Origin of the sequence: Acinetobacter amyesii (assembly GCF_002018365.1) — a bacterium.
GTDB classification, from domain to species: Bacteria; Pseudomonadota; Gammaproteobacteria; order Pseudomonadales; family Moraxellaceae; genus Acinetobacter; species Acinetobacter amyesii.
Genome location: NZ_MVKX01000006.1, coordinates 205,207 through 222,197 on the forward strand (window position 1 = coordinate 205,207; position 16,991 = coordinate 222,197).

The 16,991-nt window shown below is 42.9% G+C and carries 20 protein-coding genes; 15 read left to right on the forward strand and 5 right to left on the reverse strand.

Annotation, left to right across the window (positions count from 1 at the left end; all coding sequences use genetic code 11):
- Positions 1 to 151: 151 nt before the first annotated feature.
- Positions 152 to 310, forward strand: a complete 159-nt coding sequence (locus B1202_RS10965; protein ID WP_005006601.1) for a DUF1328 domain-containing protein — start codon at positions 152 to 154, stop codon at positions 308 to 310.
- Positions 311 to 487: 177 nt separating this feature from the next.
- Here B1202_RS10965 and murJ read toward each other — a convergent pair whose 3' ends face one another.
- Together murJ and ampD are read right to left on the reverse strand one after the other, a co-directional pair.
- Positions 488 to 2,029, reverse strand: a complete 1,542-nt coding sequence (gene murJ, locus B1202_RS10970; protein WP_078190630.1) for a murein biosynthesis integral membrane protein MurJ — start codon at positions 2,027 to 2,029, stop codon at positions 488 to 490.
- An 86-nt stretch (positions 2,030 to 2,115) separates the two neighbouring features.
- Positions 2,116 to 2,688 (reverse strand): 1,6-anhydro-N-acetylmuramyl-L-alanine amidase AmpD, encoded by a 573-nt coding sequence (ampD, locus tag B1202_RS10975; RefSeq protein WP_078190631.1) that lies wholly within the window; start codon positions 2,686 to 2,688, stop codon positions 2,116 to 2,118.
- 199 nt (positions 2,689 to 2,887) lie between these two features.
- Here ampD and nadC point away from each other — a divergent pair, with 199 nt between their 5' ends.
- Entirely contained in the window at positions 2,888 to 3,733 is an 846-nt protein-coding gene (nadC, locus tag B1202_RS10980; RefSeq protein WP_078190632.1) for a carboxylating nicotinate-nucleotide diphosphorylase, read from the forward strand.
- 73 nt (positions 3,734 to 3,806) lie between these two features.
- Here nadC and B1202_RS10985 read toward each other — a convergent pair whose 3' ends face one another.
- Positions 3,807 to 4,049 carry a hypothetical protein gene (locus B1202_RS10985; protein WP_078190633.1) on the reverse strand — a complete coding sequence of 81 codons (243 nt, stop codon included), beginning with the start codon at positions 4,047 to 4,049 and terminating at the stop codon, positions 3,807 to 3,809.
- 150 nt (positions 4,050 to 4,199) lie between these two features.
- Positions 4,200 to 4,916 (reverse strand): ribonuclease PH, encoded by a 717-nt coding sequence (gene rph / locus B1202_RS10990; RefSeq protein WP_078190634.1) that lies wholly within the window; start codon positions 4,914 to 4,916, stop codon positions 4,200 to 4,202.
- A 176-nt stretch (positions 4,917 to 5,092) separates the two neighbouring features.
- On the opposite strand from rph, the gene B1202_RS10995 reads away from it, so the two are divergent.
- Complete coding sequence (locus tag B1202_RS10995; protein WP_078190635.1) at positions 5,093 to 5,770, forward strand: TetR family transcriptional regulator; 678 nt, start codon at positions 5,093 to 5,095, stop codon at positions 5,768 to 5,770.
- A gap of 59 nt (positions 5,771 to 5,829) precedes the next feature.
- Here the strand turns inward: B1202_RS10995 and B1202_RS11000 are convergent, their stop codons facing one another.
- Positions 5,830 to 6,447 (reverse strand): thiol:disulfide interchange protein DsbA/DsbL, encoded by a 618-nt coding sequence (locus B1202_RS11000; protein WP_078190636.1) that lies wholly within the window; start codon positions 6,445 to 6,447, stop codon positions 5,830 to 5,832.
- A 182-nt stretch (positions 6,448 to 6,629) separates the two neighbouring features.
- Between B1202_RS11000 and ubiG the strand changes: the two genes are divergently transcribed.
- The 12 genes from ubiG to ssuC all read left to right on the forward strand — a co-directional run bounded on the left by ubiG (position 6,630) and on the right by ssuC (position 16,989).
- Entirely contained in the window at positions 6,630 to 7,340 is a 711-nt protein-coding gene (gene ubiG, locus B1202_RS11005) for a bifunctional 2-polyprenyl-6-hydroxyphenol methylase/3-demethylubiquinol 3-O-methyltransferase UbiG (protein WP_078190637.1), read from the forward strand.
- Entirely contained in the window at positions 7,340 to 8,038 is a 699-nt protein-coding gene (locus B1202_RS11010) for an HAD family hydrolase (protein WP_078190638.1), read from the forward strand. Before ubiG ends, B1202_RS11010 begins: the two co-directional genes overlap by 1 nt.
- Before the next feature lie 36 nt (positions 8,039 to 8,074).
- Positions 8,075 to 8,824 carry a YciK family oxidoreductase gene (locus B1202_RS11015; RefSeq protein ID WP_078190639.1) on the forward strand — a complete coding sequence of 250 codons (750 nt, stop codon included), beginning with the start codon at positions 8,075 to 8,077 and terminating at the stop codon, positions 8,822 to 8,824.
- Positions 8,825 to 8,994: 170 nt separating this feature from the next.
- Positions 8,995 to 9,414 carry a hypothetical protein gene (locus B1202_RS11020; RefSeq protein ID WP_078190640.1) on the forward strand — a complete coding sequence of 140 codons (420 nt, stop codon included), beginning with the start codon at positions 8,995 to 8,997 and terminating at the stop codon, positions 9,412 to 9,414.
- 219 nt (positions 9,415 to 9,633) lie between these two features.
- Positions 9,634 to 9,789, forward strand: a complete 156-nt coding sequence (locus tag B1202_RS16455; RefSeq protein ID WP_168379727.1) for a hypothetical protein — start codon at positions 9,634 to 9,636, stop codon at positions 9,787 to 9,789.
- Positions 9,790 to 10,099: 310 nt separating this feature from the next.
- On the forward strand, positions 10,100 to 10,510 hold the full coding sequence (locus B1202_RS11025) for an RcnB family protein (RefSeq protein WP_078190641.1): 411 nt from the start codon (positions 10,100 to 10,102) through the stop codon (positions 10,508 to 10,510).
- Between the two features lie 243 nt (positions 10,511 to 10,753).
- Positions 10,754 to 11,164 (forward strand): RcnB family protein, encoded by a 411-nt coding sequence (locus tag B1202_RS11030; protein WP_078190642.1) that lies wholly within the window; start codon positions 10,754 to 10,756, stop codon positions 11,162 to 11,164.
- Positions 11,165 to 11,295: 131 nt separating this feature from the next.
- Positions 11,296 to 12,648, forward strand: a complete 1,353-nt coding sequence (argA, locus tag B1202_RS11035; RefSeq protein WP_078190643.1) for an amino-acid N-acetyltransferase — start codon at positions 11,296 to 11,298, stop codon at positions 12,646 to 12,648.
- 338 nt (positions 12,649 to 12,986) lie between these two features.
- A complete protein-coding gene (locus B1202_RS11040; RefSeq protein ID WP_078190644.1) occupies positions 12,987 to 13,949 on the forward strand; it encodes a sulfonate ABC transporter substrate-binding protein in 963 nt (320 codons plus the stop codon).
- Positions 13,950 to 13,975: 26 nt separating this feature from the next.
- The gene (locus B1202_RS11045; RefSeq protein WP_078190645.1) at positions 13,976 to 14,965 is read left to right on the forward strand and encodes an aliphatic sulfonate ABC transporter substrate-binding protein; all 990 of its coding nucleotides are present in this window, start codon (positions 13,976 to 13,978) and stop codon (positions 14,963 to 14,965) included.
- A gap of 33 nt (positions 14,966 to 14,998) precedes the next feature.
- On the forward strand, positions 14,999 to 16,174 hold the full coding sequence (gene ssuD / locus B1202_RS11050; protein WP_078190646.1) for an FMNH2-dependent alkanesulfonate monooxygenase: 1,176 nt from the start codon (positions 14,999 to 15,001) through the stop codon (positions 16,172 to 16,174).
- Entirely contained in the window at positions 16,174 to 16,989 is an 816-nt protein-coding gene (gene ssuC / locus B1202_RS11055; RefSeq protein ID WP_078190647.1) for an aliphatic sulfonate ABC transporter permease SsuC, read from the forward strand. The genes ssuD and ssuC overlap by 1 nt, the downstream gene beginning before the upstream one ends.
- Positions 16,990 to 16,991: the final 2 nt, after the last annotated feature.

Below are 16,991 nucleotides of genomic sequence, written 5' to 3' on the forward strand. Positions count from 1 at the left end.
AAGGTGGCAGGCATATTAACTGAACCCGCACATAAATTCCTTGTTTAAGTTACCGAATATTGAACATTAAATAAACAAAAGAATACATAGCATGCTTTCTGTGACTCCTATACTGATGAGACAGAATAAAAAATCACATGGAGATAAAACTATGTTCCGCTGGGCTATTATTTTCGCTGTAATTGCTTTGATTGCGAGTCTGCTAGGTTTTGGTGGTGTGGCAGGCTTATCCAAAGACTTTGCTGTTATTCTTTTGGTTATTGCAGTCATTCTCGCAATTGTTGGTTTCCTCTCTCGAGGAAAAGTTTAGGCGACTGATTGAATGTCGTTTTAAACTACAAATTACTCCCCTCAGACTCATGAATCAGAAACCTATGTTTTTATCATCTTGAGTCTCAATCAAAAAAATAAGAGCCTATGGGCTCTTATTTTTTACATCAACGGAAAACGTACTACGTAGTATGGTTTTAGCTCGATAATTTTAGCTTTATGGTTTTAAGTGACGAGGTCTAAAGCCTGTTGCAATTAAGGCAATACCATATGCAGCAACGCCAACCACACATAAGATGATCACTTCCGCTACACGCATCCACGCAGACACATCACCGTTGTACCATGTTAAGCCATACCACAGAGCAGCAATCATCACAGCATTGGCAATCGCAAACTGAATCACCAACTTTTTCCAATGCGCACCAAAACGGAAAATATTGCGCTTATGTAAATAAAAATACAGCATCCCTGCATTCACTAATGCGGAACCCGATGATGCCAAGGCCAAAGCCATATGCTCGGCATGCCAATCAATCAGTTTAAAGAACCCAATAAACACCACGTTCAGAATAGCATTGGCTGCGACCGCCATTAAACCTACACGTACTGGAGTTTTGGTATCTTGCTGCGCATAAAACCCTGGTGCAAACACCTTGATCAACATGAATGAAATCACACCAGCACTCATACACTGCAATGCCAATGCAGTCATTTGTGTATCTTCAAAGCTAAATTGACCACGTTCAAATAAGGCCTGAATAATAGGTGTCGAGAGCATGAACAGTGCAATACTGGCAGGCACACCTACCAAGATAATGACCTTAGCCGCCCAATCAATCATACGGCGGAATTTATCTTGATCCTGTTCAGCATGGCGTGCAGACAATGACGGTAAAATCACGGTACCAATGGCCACCCCAATCAAACCTAAAGGCAGCTCTGTCATACGTTCAGCACTATACAGCCATGACACTGAACCATCTTGCATGAAAGACGCCCAAATGGTGTTCAACAGCAGGTTGATCTGCGTCACTGAGACACCAAACAGCGCTGGCAGCATCAACTTCATGATGCGATCAACACCTTCATGTTTGAAGTCAACTTTCGGTGGAATCAGTAATTTTTTACGCCATAGCTCAGGAATCTGAATCGCCAATTGCAAGAATCCTGCAGCGACAACAGACCAACCCAAAGCCATAATTGGCTCAGCCATATAAGGGGTTAACCATAGCGCACCGGCAATCATCGCGACATTAAGTAACACTGGAGCGAACGCAGGTGTACTAAATGAGCCATAACTATTCAAAATACTGCTGGCAAATGCCGTTAAAGACATAAACAGTAAGTAAGGAATCGTTAGGCGGAACATATCGGTGGCTAACGCAAACTTGTCTGCATCACCATGGAAACCCGGTGCATAGATATAAATAATCGCGGGTGCGGCCACCATCGCGATAAACGTCAAGCTGGTCATGACCAGACCTAAACAGCCAAAAACACGGCTAATCAGAATCTGGACTTCGGCATGGGTTCGACTGGTTTTATATTCGGTCAATACAGGAATGAAGGCTTGTGAAAATGCCCCTTCTGCGAATAAACGCCTAAAAAAGTTAGGAATACGAAAGGCTACTACGAAGGTGTCGAAGTCTTTACCTGCACCAAATACATTTAACAGGACAATATCCCGTACCAGTCCCAATACACGGGACAACATAGTCATTGCACTGACAATGACTGTCGAACGCCAAAGCGCCATCGGTATTTCTCACTTTTGAAAGTGCGCCTATTGTAATGAAACTCGTCAAGGAATTTCATTGATTTATTAAACGCAGTGTGTATTGTTTATTTGTTTTTAAAATGATGCAGCTGCTGACGAAAAGCGTTCCACTCAAAAAATGGACCCGGATCAGTTTTACGTCCCGGTGCAATATCTGAATGCCCTGCAATATGTTGTTGAATTTTAGGATAAGCCTGTTGTAAACATGCCACGACCTCGGTCAGCACGGCATATTGTGCAGCCTCAAAAGGTAAATCATCACTTCCTTCGAGTTCAATGCCTATCGAATAATCATTACATTCTTTTTGCGCTAAATAGGTTGAGCGACCTGCATGCCAAGCCCGATCATTAAAATTGACAAACTGTAGGACTTCACCCGTACGCAGAATCAATAAATGTGTCGATACCTGCATCCCTTCAATGGTTTGAAAATAAGGATGTTTCGACCAATCCAACTGATTTTGGAAAAATTGTTCGATATAACCACCGCCAAACTGAGAAGGTGGCAAACTAATATTATGAATGACGACAAGCTGAATTTCGGTATCTTCAGGACGCTGGTTAAAATTCGGTGATGGAATTTGACGCGCACCTAGCAATTGCCCATCCTGCACCTGAAATGTTGTTGCTTGTGACATAAAAGAATCCTGTGTCTAAGCCGGCCTGCAATGCTGCAGATCAAAATGCCGAGCCCTACTTGAAAGTTTTAATGCTAAAACTTTCACATTGAAATCTCAATTCAAGTCTGTGAAAGTAGTTAAAAATCGCTCATTTTTCAGGAACAATGCTAATATAACGCGCACATTTTCCTGGGTTAAAAAAGATACGGAACTTCTTATGAGCATATCGCAATCTTTGCTTGAACAATCAATCCAAATCAATATTCAACACGCATTACAAGAAGATATTGGCGAAGGCGATATTACTGCCCTATTAACTCCAGAAGATGAACAAGCCACTGCAACGATTATCAGCCGTGAAGAGATGATCTTGGCAGGTCAGCCTTGGGTCAATGCACTCATTCAGGCTTATGATGCCACTGTCCAAGTCACTTGGTTGAAAAATGATGGTGACCGTGTGGCCGCAGGCGAAGCCTTTTTAAAACTCGCAGGTTCTGCGCGTAGCTTACTTACGGTTGAGCGTCCAGCCTTAAATTTTGTGCAAACCTTATCTGCGGTTGCAACCAAAACCGCTGCCTATGTCCAGCAGCTTGAAGGTTTGCATACTCGTCTACTCGATACCCGTAAAACCTTGCCAGGCCTACGTATTGCACAAAAATATGCGGTTGCTGTCGGAGGTGGTCAAAACCATCGCTTAGGTTTATTTGATGCATTTCTAATTAAAGAAAATCACATCATGGCAGCAGGTGGCATCCAACAAGCAATTGCCAAAGCACACCAGATTGCACCGGGTAAACCTGTGGAAGTTGAAGTCGAAACTTGGGATGAACTCAACCAAGCATTGGAAGCAGGTGCGGATATTGTGATGTTGGATAACTTTAGTCAGCAACAAATGATTGATGCTGTCAAACACGTGAATGGTCGCTGCAAACTTGAAGCCTCAGGCAATATCACCATTGCAAACTTACGTGAAGTGGCAACGACAGGGGTTGATTATATTTCGATGGGTGTGCTCACCAAAGATGTCACAGCGATTGATTTATCGATGCGCTTTAATGCCTAACGCTCTAGACTTACTCTAAACATAAATAAAGGGTGCTGTTGCACCCTTTTTGATGCTTAACCTCTAGCATGATTTAATCATCATCTTTCTGTTGTTTAGCTCGTTCAGCTTCATCTTCATGTTCAGAGTCCTTTTCATGCTCCGAATCGTCTTCATGCGGCTCGCGCTCATCTTGATCATCGTCCTGATCTTTTGAGTTTTCACTTTGTTCAGAAAAACGACCACCTTCACTCTCTTGATCCTGATTCCCAAAAAAATCACAACCACTGATCAACAATATGCTGAACAAAGAAAAATACATCATCCAATTTTTCATTTTTAGTCCTTCAAAGCATCCTGATCCTATTAATTTGAGTCAAAGACATACTACTGAATAGCCGATTCGTGTTGGATTTTCTATATTCAACGCATAAAAAAACGCATCCGAAGATGCGTTCTTTATTCAGTTGGAACTGAATCAAACAACTTACCAGCCTAAAGCTTCTTGTTGTTTTTTGATCAATTCTTGAATACCTTTTTCAGCCAATTCAAGCATTTCATTACACTGTGTACGTGTAAATGGTTTGTCTTCTGCTGTGCCTTGAAGTTCAATGAACTCACCAGCTTGTGTCATCACCACGTTCATGTCTGTTTGGCAGCTTGAATCTTCTTCATAGCAAAGATCAAGTAATGCTTCGTCTTGATACATCCCTACAGAAATCGCAGCAACTAAACCTTTTAATGGATCTTGTTTAATTTTTTTATTTTCAAGCAAGACATTCATTGCATCGACCAAAGCAACTGCTGCACCTGTAATTGATGCTGTACGTGTACCGCCATCTGCCTGAATCACATCACAGTCGATGCTGATGGTATTTTCACCCAATTTTTTCAAATCGACCATCGCGCGTAAGCTACGACCAATCAGACGTTGAATTTCTTGAGTACGACCGCTTTGTTTACCACGTGCCGCTTCACGGTCAGTACGTGTATGTGTTGAACGAGGTAACATGCCATATTCAGCAGTCACCCAACCCTGACCTTTTCCTTTAAGGAAACGCGGCACAGAGTTGTCGACACTCGCAGTACAAAGAACTTTTGTATGACCAAATTCAACCAATACAGAACCTTCCGCATAACGTGTGTAGTTACGGGTAATTTTTACTTCACGTAATTGATCTAATGCTCGTTGGTCGATACGCATAATGAGTCCTTAATCTGACAAAATTGATTGCGGCACATTATAACAGAAGGTACAGCCAGATTCGGGACGCATTCGTGTGCATTTACAAAATCCATTCATCCAAGTTTTGATAGGCCCATCGTACGACATCAGGAAATTTGTTAGACTGAAGCCACGCAAAATTCAGGACGAATTGCATGTCGATACGGGAAGAACGTAAGCAACAAAGTCGTAAAGCCATCCTTGATGCAGCGCTTGCATTGAGTACCACGGGCCGTTCTTTCAGTAGTCTGAGCTTACGCGAAATTTCCCGTCATGTTGGCTTGGTTCCCGCTGCGTTTTATCGCCATTTTCAAGACATGGACGAACTCGGTTTGGAACTGGTCGACCAAATGGCCCTGCACCTTCGCAATGTCCTCAATCAACTGAGTCAGCAATGCTTTCAAGCGCCAGATGCACGCACACGACAGAGTCTGGATTATTTATTTCACGCCGTTGAACAATTTCCTGAGGCATGGATGTTTCTCATTGCAGAGCGTTGGGGTGGTTCAGCATCCTTAAGACAAGCCATTACACGTGAGTTTAATTTTCTCAGTACCGATTTGGCCCATGCACTGGCTCAAGTTGAAGCGACTCAACACATTCAATCCGAACAAGACCTCAAAGTATTGGGACAAATTTTGTTTGAATTGGCCTTAAGTTGGGCAATGCAGTGGATTGACTTACATCGACATGTTGAACTTCCACAACGTACTGATGCGCTGCAACAATTTCGCCGCCAAGCTCAGACCCAAGTTCAGCTCTTATTTCGTGGCATCTTGCATTGGGATCGATCTTTGGCTCAAATCGCTGATCCGCAAAATTTATCAACATAAAACGCAAAATGTGCTGTCATAAAAAAGCCGCATCGAGTGCGGCTTTTTCAAAACATCTGTTATTTCGCTTTGCGTTCTTTATCAACAAGGAATTTCACGATTTCAACGGTACGTGCATCTTCACCTTGTACGATGTATTTACCATTGACGGTAATCGCAGGCACGCCACTCAATTGATATTGAGCCGCTAAGTTTTTCGCTTGAGCAATTTTTGAAGACACAGCAAATGATTTAAATGTGCTGTTAAATTTCGCTTCAGGAACACCATAACGGGTATAGAACTTCGCAAATGCGCCTTGTTCTAAGATATTTTTCTGACCCACATGAATGTCATGGAACAATTGTAAATGTGCTTTTTGACGAACACCCAGTGCTTCTGATGCATAGTAAGCACGTGCGCCTTGTTCCCAAAGTGGGTTCATTGCTGCAGGTGTACGGACAAAACGCACATCTTTAGGCAATTGTTTTAACCACGTTTGCATATGCGGTTCTAATTTAAAGCAATGTGGGCAACCATACCAAAAGAACTCACGAACTTCGATTTTACCCGGACGTTCGACTTTAATCGGTTTTGGAATAACCGTGTAATCAGTCCCCGCGACAAATTGTGCTGCCATCGCACTGCCGGAAAAAGCCAAAATAGCTGTTGTAATCGTGCCTAAAAGGAATTTTTTCATTGAACTTATCGTCCTCAAAATCATTATGATTAGTTTATGGCAACACTATAAATCAAATCTGTCGATTTCGTTTTCATTCTGTGAACTTTTTTAAGGCTTTTATCGCTTTTTTTTCAGGACGCGCTACACTAACTCCCATAAACTTTTTTCTAAAATATAAAGACTTGATTGAGGTGCAACCGATGTCGCAATTGAATGTTGATCCACAAGAAATTGCCAAATTTGAAGCTTTCGCAGCCATATGGTGGGATCAGCATTCTGAGTTCCGCCCTTTGCACATGATTAATCCTCTGCGTTTGAACTGGATTGATGAGCATTCAAATGGCATCACTGGCAAGAAAGTATTAGATGTGGGCTGTGGCGGCGGTATTTTAGCTGAAAGCATGGCACGTCGCGGTGCGCAAGTATTGGGTATCGACATGGGCGAAGCGCCATTGAATGTTGCACGCCTACATGCCGAACAAGAAAATGTGCAAAATATTGAATATCGCCAAGTGCCTGTAGAGCAATTGGCAGAAGAACAAGCCGGTCAATATGACGTCGTTACCTGTATGGAAATGCTCGAACACGTACCTGATCCAGCATCAATCATTTTAGCCTGTCAAAAGCTGGTAAAACCGGGTGGTCATGTGTTCTTCTCAACCATTAACCGTAATCCTAAAGCCTATTTGTTTGCGATTATTGGTGCGGAATATGTTTTACGCATGTTGGCAAAAGGCACACATGATTATTCGAAGTTTATTAAACCTTCAGAATTAGCTCATGATATTCGTCAAGCCGAGTTAAAACTCAAAGATATGACAGGTTTACATTATAACCCTATCACCAAACGCTATTGGCTCGCACCAAATGTGGATGTGAACTACATGGTTCATACGGTGAAAGAAGCCTAATGAAAGCTGTACTCTTTGATCTTGACGGTACATTGATTGATACCGCGGCTGATTTTATTCGTATTATTCAAGACATGTGCCGTGACAAAGGCATTGCGGTGGTCAGTGCAGAAGACATTCGTGTACAAGTGTCTGAAGGCGCGCGTGCCATGGTCAAACTGGTCTATCCAGAGTTAGACGTTGAAGACCCTATTTTTCTGGCACATCGTCAACGTTTTTTAGCGCTTTATGGTGCGGATATTGCCGTCGATACAGACCTTTTTGAAGGCATGTATGCCCTACTCGATGAACTGGAACAGCATCAAATTCCGTGGGGTATCGTCACCAATAAACCGCGCTCACTCAGTGAAGCGTTGCTTAAAGCGCTGAATTTGACTGAGCGCTGCTCGGTATTGGTTTGCCCAGATGATGTCAGTAAAACCAAGCCAGACCCAGAGCCGATGTATTTAGCCGCCAAGAACATTGATCTAGATGCTCAAGACTGTATCTATGTCGGGGATCATCCACGTGATATCGATGCAGGTCGTAATGCGCAGATGTATACGATTCTAGCGGCTTATGGCTATTTACCTTTACAACACAAAGATGACTTAACAGCTTGGCATGCAGATTGTATAGTGAAGACTGTTGCTGAACTGCATGAAGTCATTCATGATTTGGTCATCAAACCGAAAACGCTCAACACAGCGACTTTATAACGATAGAACACAACACAATAAAACGAGGAGGTACGGATGAAATATTCAGAATATCAACCTCGCCCCGATCTGCTCAAAGATCGCATTATCCTGATTACAGGTGCGGGCGATGGTATTGGCCGTGCGGCTGCCCTCAGTTATGCCTTACATGGCGCAACCGTGGTCTTACATGGACGCACACTGAATAAACTAGAAGTGATTTACGATGAAATTGAAGGTTTGGGTGCCCCCCAACCGGCGATTTTACCGCTACAACTGTCTAGTGCCTCTCCTCGTGATTATGAGCTGTTGGTCGATACCTTAGAAAAGCAATTTGGTCGTCTAGACGGCATTTTGCATAATGCAGGGATTTTGGGTGAGCGAACTGAACTAGAACATTATCCTGTGGATGTTTGGGATGATGTCATGGCAGTGAACCTTCGTGCGCCCTTTGTACTGACTCAAGAGCTGATGCCACTACTGCAAAAATCTGAGCATGCCTCAGTGGTCTTTGCCAGTTCAGGTGTGGGACGTGAAGCCCGTGAACGTTGGGGCGCGTATTCGGTCTCAAAAATTGCCATTGAAGCCGTGAGCACATTGTTCGCCAAAGAAAATGAGCATCCCAATATTCGTTTTAACTGCATTAACCCCGGTGCGACACGAACTGCCATGCGTGCAAAAGCTTATCCAGACGAAGATCCAAAAACTTTGCCTACGCCTGAAAGCATCATGCCTGCGTATTTGTATTTGATGGGTGATGACAGCTTGCATTTAACCGGTGCCAGCATTGATGCTCAAGATGAATAGGCCACAAAGCCGATTAAAAAAAGGAAGCGCAAGCTTCCTTTTTTTATGTATTGAATGCTTACAAGACAACATCAACCGACTGATTTCGTGGTGTCCACGCGAAAGTCGACTTGAGTTTTTAGCAAATTTGCCGATACTTGGGGCATTCTTTAAAAACATTGGATTGATACATGTCTGACTTTAGCAATATTACAGTGACTCCAACTGAGGATGGCATGGTTAACCTACTGGTCGATGGTCAACCGATTTCAGCAAAATATGGCATGAAATTCGACCCGAGTATCGTGGACGATTTAAAAGGCTTAGAGGTTGGTCAAAATGCAAAATTATTTGAACAATTTATTTTTTCGCATACTGACTTAAACTTTGAGCATGCCTATTTCTATGTCACTTGCATTCAAAAGCAAGAAGCAGGCTATCAAGTGATCACTAACTTTGTTTATCGCATCATTGCGCAAGATCAAGCACCGTTTGAGCATGTGATTACCAAACAAGGTGCAGCAATGACACCTGAAGATATTAATGAATTTATCCAAGCTCACATTCAAAAATCATTAACGGACTATACCGATCTGAAGTACGCATACTAAGTGTGTTTGAAGTGACACATTCAGAAGTAAAAAAGGGCCATTTGATGCCCTTTTTTTAACCTTGAAATTCAACAAGCCTTGATCAACAGACAACTTCATCACCCCACTTGCCAATAATCGTATTTTTAAATTATTTTTATAATAATATTCGGTTTTTCACATCAATCATAAAAGCATAGACTGCTGGGCATGACATAGACCGACGGCAAGGAGACCCAAATGGCTGATCAAACACGTAAAATTGAAACCATTCGTTCAATTGAAAACTTACAACTGACTGAAAATTTGATCTCTGCAATGGACGATGCCGAGCAAGCTGAATCTGTGGCTCAAGCGATTTATTCCCTCCAATGCCTAAATGAGCAGTGGTACTAAAACCCGAAGTTACTCAACATTTTCAGTCCATCGTCACTACCCCATTTGCCCATTAAGACTTGATGGGCGTTTTTGATCGTGCTTACAATAGCCCTCAAATTTGATCAAAGCTGAATTGTAAGGATAAAAAGCACGCATTATTGGACCATCGCTTTCAAGATGGAAAGATTGTTCTCAGCGCTAAATTTATCGCATAATATCCGCAATCTCTTCGTTTTATTTAAAGAAATATTCATCTTTCTTCACAGTTTCTCTGCATTTAATGCGTACAGTAGTGATATTGAAGATAAATTACTCATGAGGGTTGAACATGAAAAAGATTTTGCCAATTTTGGCTCTTTCTTTCAGTGCTTTAATAGCAAGCAGCATCACGTCTGCAGCGCCTCACTTCAAGAACGATGAACGTGGCTTTGATGGCCCACGCGGCAATGCATATGGTCAAGTGAAAAAAGATCGTGATTTCCGTGGTTATCAGGACGATGAAGATCTTGAAGATCGACGCCGTATGCGTGAACAACGTGGAGTCAAACGTTTGCAACAACATAAATGGCAAACGGGCTATGTGATGCCACAGCATTATCGTGGTAATGGTTATAAAGTCGATTATAAAGATCATAACTTACCTAAACCATCGCGTAATCAGCAGTGGTATAAAATCAATAATGACTACATATTGGTCAACTCAGACAGTAACAGTATTCTGAAAATTTTAGGTATGTAAGCCATTTTGAATTAAATTTCGCCATATTTTTTTAAAGCCCAGATCAACTCTGGGTTTTTTTATGAGGTTTTTTCAATATTTAACCGCGAAGCCTGATGCTGCCTAGCTCCTAGGTCATTTACACACCTTCAAATTTCCTCCATACATTTCACAATTCAACTATATTGCCCCCACGCTTTCTCTGAACTTTCTCGCTAATTTTGAATCATCGAAAAACAGATTAGAAATGTATAGAGGTGTCCCATGAACAAAATCGTATCGACTTTAGTTCTTTCAGTATCGGCTTTAATGGCAACGACAGCAGCGATTGCTGCGCCAGACCATCGTCAAGATGACCGCCGCTACCATCCGTCATACCAACACCAAGATAACCGTTGGGACAATGACCACCGTCCGAGCAATTGGAATAACAACAACCGTTATGACAATAATCGCTACGACCGCAATGACTCTCGTCGCGTAAACCCAAGCCGCGATTGGCGTGTTGGTCAAAGCTTGCCACGTGTCTATGATTCAAGCCGTTACAAAGTCAGTGATCGTGAAGCACGCCGCTTACCGAACACCGGTCGTTATCAACAATGGTACAAAATCAATGGTGACTACGTGCTAGTCAATGATCGTACCGATCGCATCATTCGTATTAAGAATGGCTAATCATTCAACGATCTCTTGAGTCCCTTTCCCAACACCTGAACACTGTTCAGGTGTTTTTTTATATTTGCTTTCCGCTGTCATATGTTTTTGTTTAGAATCATCCATAACAGAGCGAATAAACAGGCATAGGCATGCAAACGAATATCACTGAACCATCTTCCAGCACAACCTTACAGTATGTGCATTGGTTCCGTCATTCTGCACCCTATATTAATGCGCATCGCAACAAAACCTTTGTCATCATGTTTGATGGTGAAGCGCTGCAACATGAAAATTTTCAACATATTATTCACGATATTGCCTTATTACATTCGCTTGGTATTCGTCTAATTTTAGTACATGGTGCCCGTCCGCAAATCAATCATAATTTACAAATCAGCGGCATCAAGACACCATTTCATCTTCATCGTCGCATCACCACTCGCGAATCTTTACCTGCGGTGATGAATGCCGTCGGCTCCATTCGTCTGCAAATTGAAGCGCTCCTGTCTATGGGTTTAGCCAACTCACCGATGTACGGCGCGCGCATTGATGTGGTCTCAGGCAATTTAGTCACGGCAAAACCGTATGGCATTCGTGACGGTATCGATTTTCAACTGTCTGGTGAAGTTCGTTCCGTCGATATTGATGCGATTCAACGTCATTTAGAGAGCCAAAACATTGTGGTGCTTGGGCCGACAGGTTATTCCACTACAGGTGAAGTATTTAATTTATTGGCTGAAGAAGTTGCGACCAAAACCGCCATCAGTTTAAAAGCGGATAAGTTAATTTTCTTGGGCAAACAACATGGTTTGCACAATGAACATGGGCAACTACAACGCGAAATTACGCCTCATCAACTTGATCAGCATATTTTGCAATATCAAGATTCGAACCCCGATATTGCCCTGCATTTAAGCGTTGCCAAAGATGCCTCCCTACAAGGCGTACACCGTGTTCATCTTATTTCCTATGCCTATGATGGCGCATTGATCGAAGAATTGTTCACGCGTGACGGTTCTGGCACCATGATCACTGATGCGCATTATGAAGAAGTGCGTACTGCCGATATTCAAGATGTGGGTGGCTTAATCAATCTCTTACGCCCTCTCGAACAAGAAGGCATCTTGGTTTATCGCTCACGCGAACGTCTGGAAAATGAAATTGGACAATTTGCAGTGATTGAACGTGACGGTACGATTTTGGCCTGCGCTGCGTTATATCCGATTCCTGTCACAGGGGAAGAGAAACGTTCTGCTGAAATCGCATGTGTGGCTGTGCATCCGGGGTATCGAAAATCGAATCGTGGCAGCCAAATTTTGCATTATTTAGAAGAAAAAGCGCGAGATTTAGGTATTGAACAATTGTTTATTTTGACCACACGAACAGCGCATTGGTTCCTTGAACAAGGTTTTGAACAAGTCAGTGTCGATGACTTACCGAATGCCCGTCAGGCCTTATACAACTACCAAAGAAACTCATTGGTTTGTAAAAAGTCACTTTAAAGTGGCTTTTTTTATGCGCTGAATAGCATTATTTTGCATAAGGTTATGCCGAATCCCTTGGCTACCCCCTCAAATCACTTTGCAAGCCACAGAATAACCATATCTACCATTTAAATAACCACAATAAATGAAATAATTTCAATAACTTAAAATAATACCTCGACACATTATATGTTTTTCTAAAATCATAATTTTTCATAAGTTTTGCTGATTTTTATTTATCTTTTTTCCTGATTTTAAATTTAAGTTTTCTTATTTTTTTCGAAAAAGAAAACTCTTTAGCTTATGTGTTCATAAATCAACAGTTCTGCAAATTTAGACCTTTATAGGAGCAACACATGCGTACTCACAAAGCAAAACTTTGGACAAAAACACTTGTACTGTCTACAGCGGTTGTGGGTGCCATGATGATGTCGGGCTGTGGCAAAAAAGAGGCTGAAGAAAATGTCACCTTAAATATCGGCTTCCAAAAATATGGCTTATTGCCAATTTTAAAAGAACGCGGAACTTTAGAAACAGCCTTAAAAAGCCAAGGTGTAAATATCAAATGGGTGGAATTTCCTGCGGGTCCACAGCTGCTTGAAGGGCTCAATGTGGGCAGCGTGTCATTTGGTGAAGTCGGTGAAGCACCGCCTATCTTTGCTCAAGCCGCTCAAACCGATTTGGTTTACATTGCCAACCAACCTGCTGTTCCAAAAGCTGAAGCGTTAATTGTGCAAAAAGATTCGGCTATTCACAGTATTCAGGACTTAAAAGGTAAACGTGTGGCCTTAAACAAAGGCTCAAACGTGCATTACCTCTTGCTCAAGCTGTTGGAAGCCAATCAGCTTAAATTTAGCGACATCAATGTCGTGTATTTACCGCCTGCCGATGCACGTGCTGCTTTTGAAAAAGGTGCAGTTGATGTATGGGTAATTTGGGACCCGTTCCTTTCTGCTGCTGAGCATCAACTTAATGCTCGCACCATTGCCAATGGTGAAAACTTGGTGAAGAACTACCAGTTCTATTTGGCCGATCGTAAATTTGCTCAGGAAAATCCAAAAGTCCTGCAAGCTGTGGTGAATGAGTTGAATTTGACCACGCAATGGGTCTCAAAAAATCAAGATGAAGCGGCCAAGTTACTCGAAGGCAAAACCGGCTTAGGTCTAGATGTGCTTAAAACATCAATTTCTCGCTTAGGCAATCAAGTGACGCCGATTACTGCACAAGTGGCGCAAGAGCAGCAGCAAGTCGCTGATGCGTTTTATAACGAAAAATTAATTCCCAATAAATTAAATATTGAGTCGGCCATTATCAAATAAGCCGACCACAGCATAAGGGCGATGCCATGCGTATTCTAAGAACATTTTCCATACTGACTTTAGCCACTTTGGGCCTTGGACTCAGTGCTTGCCAAAAACAAGAAACAGCACAGCAGGATCATGAAAAACCAACTGAAACAGCCGTAAAAACCTTGGTTATCGGTTTCCAAAAATCAGCCTTAAATTTGTTGGTTGCCCGTGAACAAACGCTCTTTGAACAACAATTTCCCGGCGCTCACATTGAGTGGAAGGAGTTCCCTGCTGGCCCACAAATGTTAGAAGCTCTTGCGGTTGGTGCAGTGGATTATGGCTATGTCGGCAACACACCGCCTATTTTTGCCCAAGCTGCCAATAAAGACCTAAATTATATTGGCTATGAAGTGGTGCCTGATCAGTCGCTTGCTGTCGTGATTCCTGCGGATAGCTCAATCAAGACCATTCAAGAATTACGTGGCAAACGCGTTGCTGTACAAAAAGGCTCGAGTGCGCATGAATTATTAGCCAAAACTTTAGAAAAAGCCGGTTTGACTTGGAGCGATATCCAACCAATTTGGATTCCACCAGCAGATGCTCGGGCCGCATTTGATAAAAAATCAATTGATGCATGGGCCATTTGGGACCCGTTTTTATCTGCAGCGGAGTTGGATGCTCAAGCTAAAGTGCTAATTCAATCTGGTGATTTTCCAAAGACCTATTCATTTTATGTGGCAAATCCAAAGGTCGTTCAAGCACACCCTGATGCCCCAGCTAAATTTTTAAAGGCCCTAGATGCTTCCGATCAGTGGATCGTGAAAAACCAAAATGTGGCTTTAGAGATTTATCAAAACAGCACTGGGCTGCAAAAGAACATTGCTGCGCAAGCCTTTTCTCGCCGATCTAAACCATCTCCTGTGCGCCCGCTGACACCTGAGGTCATTCAAGCACAGCAAAATATTGCGGACTTATTTAAACAAGTCCAACTGATTCCAAACAACATTCAAGTCCAAAAGCAAGTTTGGACACTTTCATCACATTGATACCCGAGCCTTCAAAAATACAAGGAACTGAACATGAAAATTTTCTGGTTTATCCCTACCCACGGTGACAGTCGCTACTTAGGAACAAGTAAAGGTGCCCGCCAAGTCGATCATGCCTACATGAAGCAAATTGCGGTAGCGGTGGATAATCTTGGCTATGAAGGCGTTCTGATTCCGACAGGTCGTTCATGTGAAGATCCATGGCTTACAGCTGCAAGCTTGATTGATGCCACGAAAAATTTAAAATTTCTAGTGGCGCTACGTCCGGGGGTGACAACGCCTGCACTAACTGCACGTATGGCTGCAACCTTTGACCGTTTATCTGGCGGCCGTATCTTACTGAACTTAGTCACAGGCGGTGATGAGCAAGAACTCAAGGGTGATGGTGTCTATGAAGATCATGCGACACGTTACCAAACTGCTGCTGAATACACCACGATATGGCGTGAAATTTTAACCCGCTCACATACCGGTGAAAGCTATACCTTCCATGGCAAACGTCTGAGTGTGGACGACGCCAAACTACTCTATCCACCGGTACAAAAACCGTATCCACCACTATGGTTTGGCGGTTCGTCAGAAGCTGCTGTTGAACTCGCGACAGATCAAGTTGACACCTATTTGACTTGGGGTGAGCCACCTGCTGCGGTAAAAGAAAAAATTGCAGTAGTGCGTGAAAAAGCCAAAGCCAAAGGACGTGAACTGAATTATGGCATTCGTTTACATGTCATTGTGCGCGAAACCAATGAAGAGGCATGGAAAGCAGCAGAAGAGCTGATCCAATATGTCGACGATGCCACCATTGCAGCCGCGCAAGCCAAGTTCAAAACCATGGACTCTGTAGGGCAACGCCGTATGGCTGAACTGCACAATGGCGACCGTAGCAAATTAGAAGTATCGCCAAACTTATGGGCAGGTGTTGGATTGGTTCGTGGTGGTGCAGGTACGGCACTCGTTGGTGATCCTGAAACCGTCGCCGCACGTATCCAAGAATATGCCGATCTCGGGATTAGCACCTTTATTTTCTCTGGTTACCCACACCTTGAAGAGTCTATTCGTTTTGCAGAATTGGTGTTCCCACTACTGCCATTGGAAACACGTCAAAAATTGGTTCAACCTAACTTAACCGGCCCATTTGGTGAGATTGTCGCGAACAACTACACCCCAGATGAAAATAAAAAAGCTGAAAAGATTCAGGAGCCGGCCTAATGTCCAAAACTGTTTCTGTTGAAACCTTCAAAGCACCGAAGGTTTCACGTGGAACACAACTCGGGCAGCGTTTGCTGCCTTGGTTGTTTCCTATTGCATTAATTATTGTGTGGCAAATTGCCTCTGTTACAGGGCTGTTAGAAAGTCGTATTTTGCCTGCGCCAAGTGCGGTGGTGGTGGCCTTTTGGAACTTACTGATCAGTGGTGAACTGTGGAAGCATGTTCAAATCAGTGCGGGTCGTGCTTTGGTTGGACTTCTAGTCGGTGGTGGTTTAGGTCTTTTTTTAGGGCTGCTAAATGGTTCATCCAAAACAGCATCGACGTTACTTGATACCACGCTGCAAATGATCCGCAACATTCCTGCTCTTGCCCTGATTCCCTTGGTGATTTTATGGTTTGGGATCGATGAATCGGCCAAGTTGTTTTTAGTCGCTATTGGCGTATTCTTTCCCATTTATATCAATACCTATCATGGTATTCGTTCTGTAGACCCTCAACTGATTGAAATGGGCAAAAGCTATGGTTTGAGTGGCTGGCAACTGTATAAAGAAATTATTCTGCCGGGAGCGATGCCGTCTATTTTGGTTGGTCTGCGTTTTTCACTCGGTCTCGTTTGGGTTCTGTTGATAGTGGCAGAAACCATTTCTGCACAAGCCGGCATCGGTTATATGACCATGAACGCACGTGAATTTCTGCAAACCGACATCGTCTTGGTCGGGATTTTATTGTATGCCCTACTCGGTAAATTGGCCGATGTACTGGCTGTTGCCTTAGAAAAATATTTACTCCGTTGGCACTCGGGTTACCAAAAATAAGG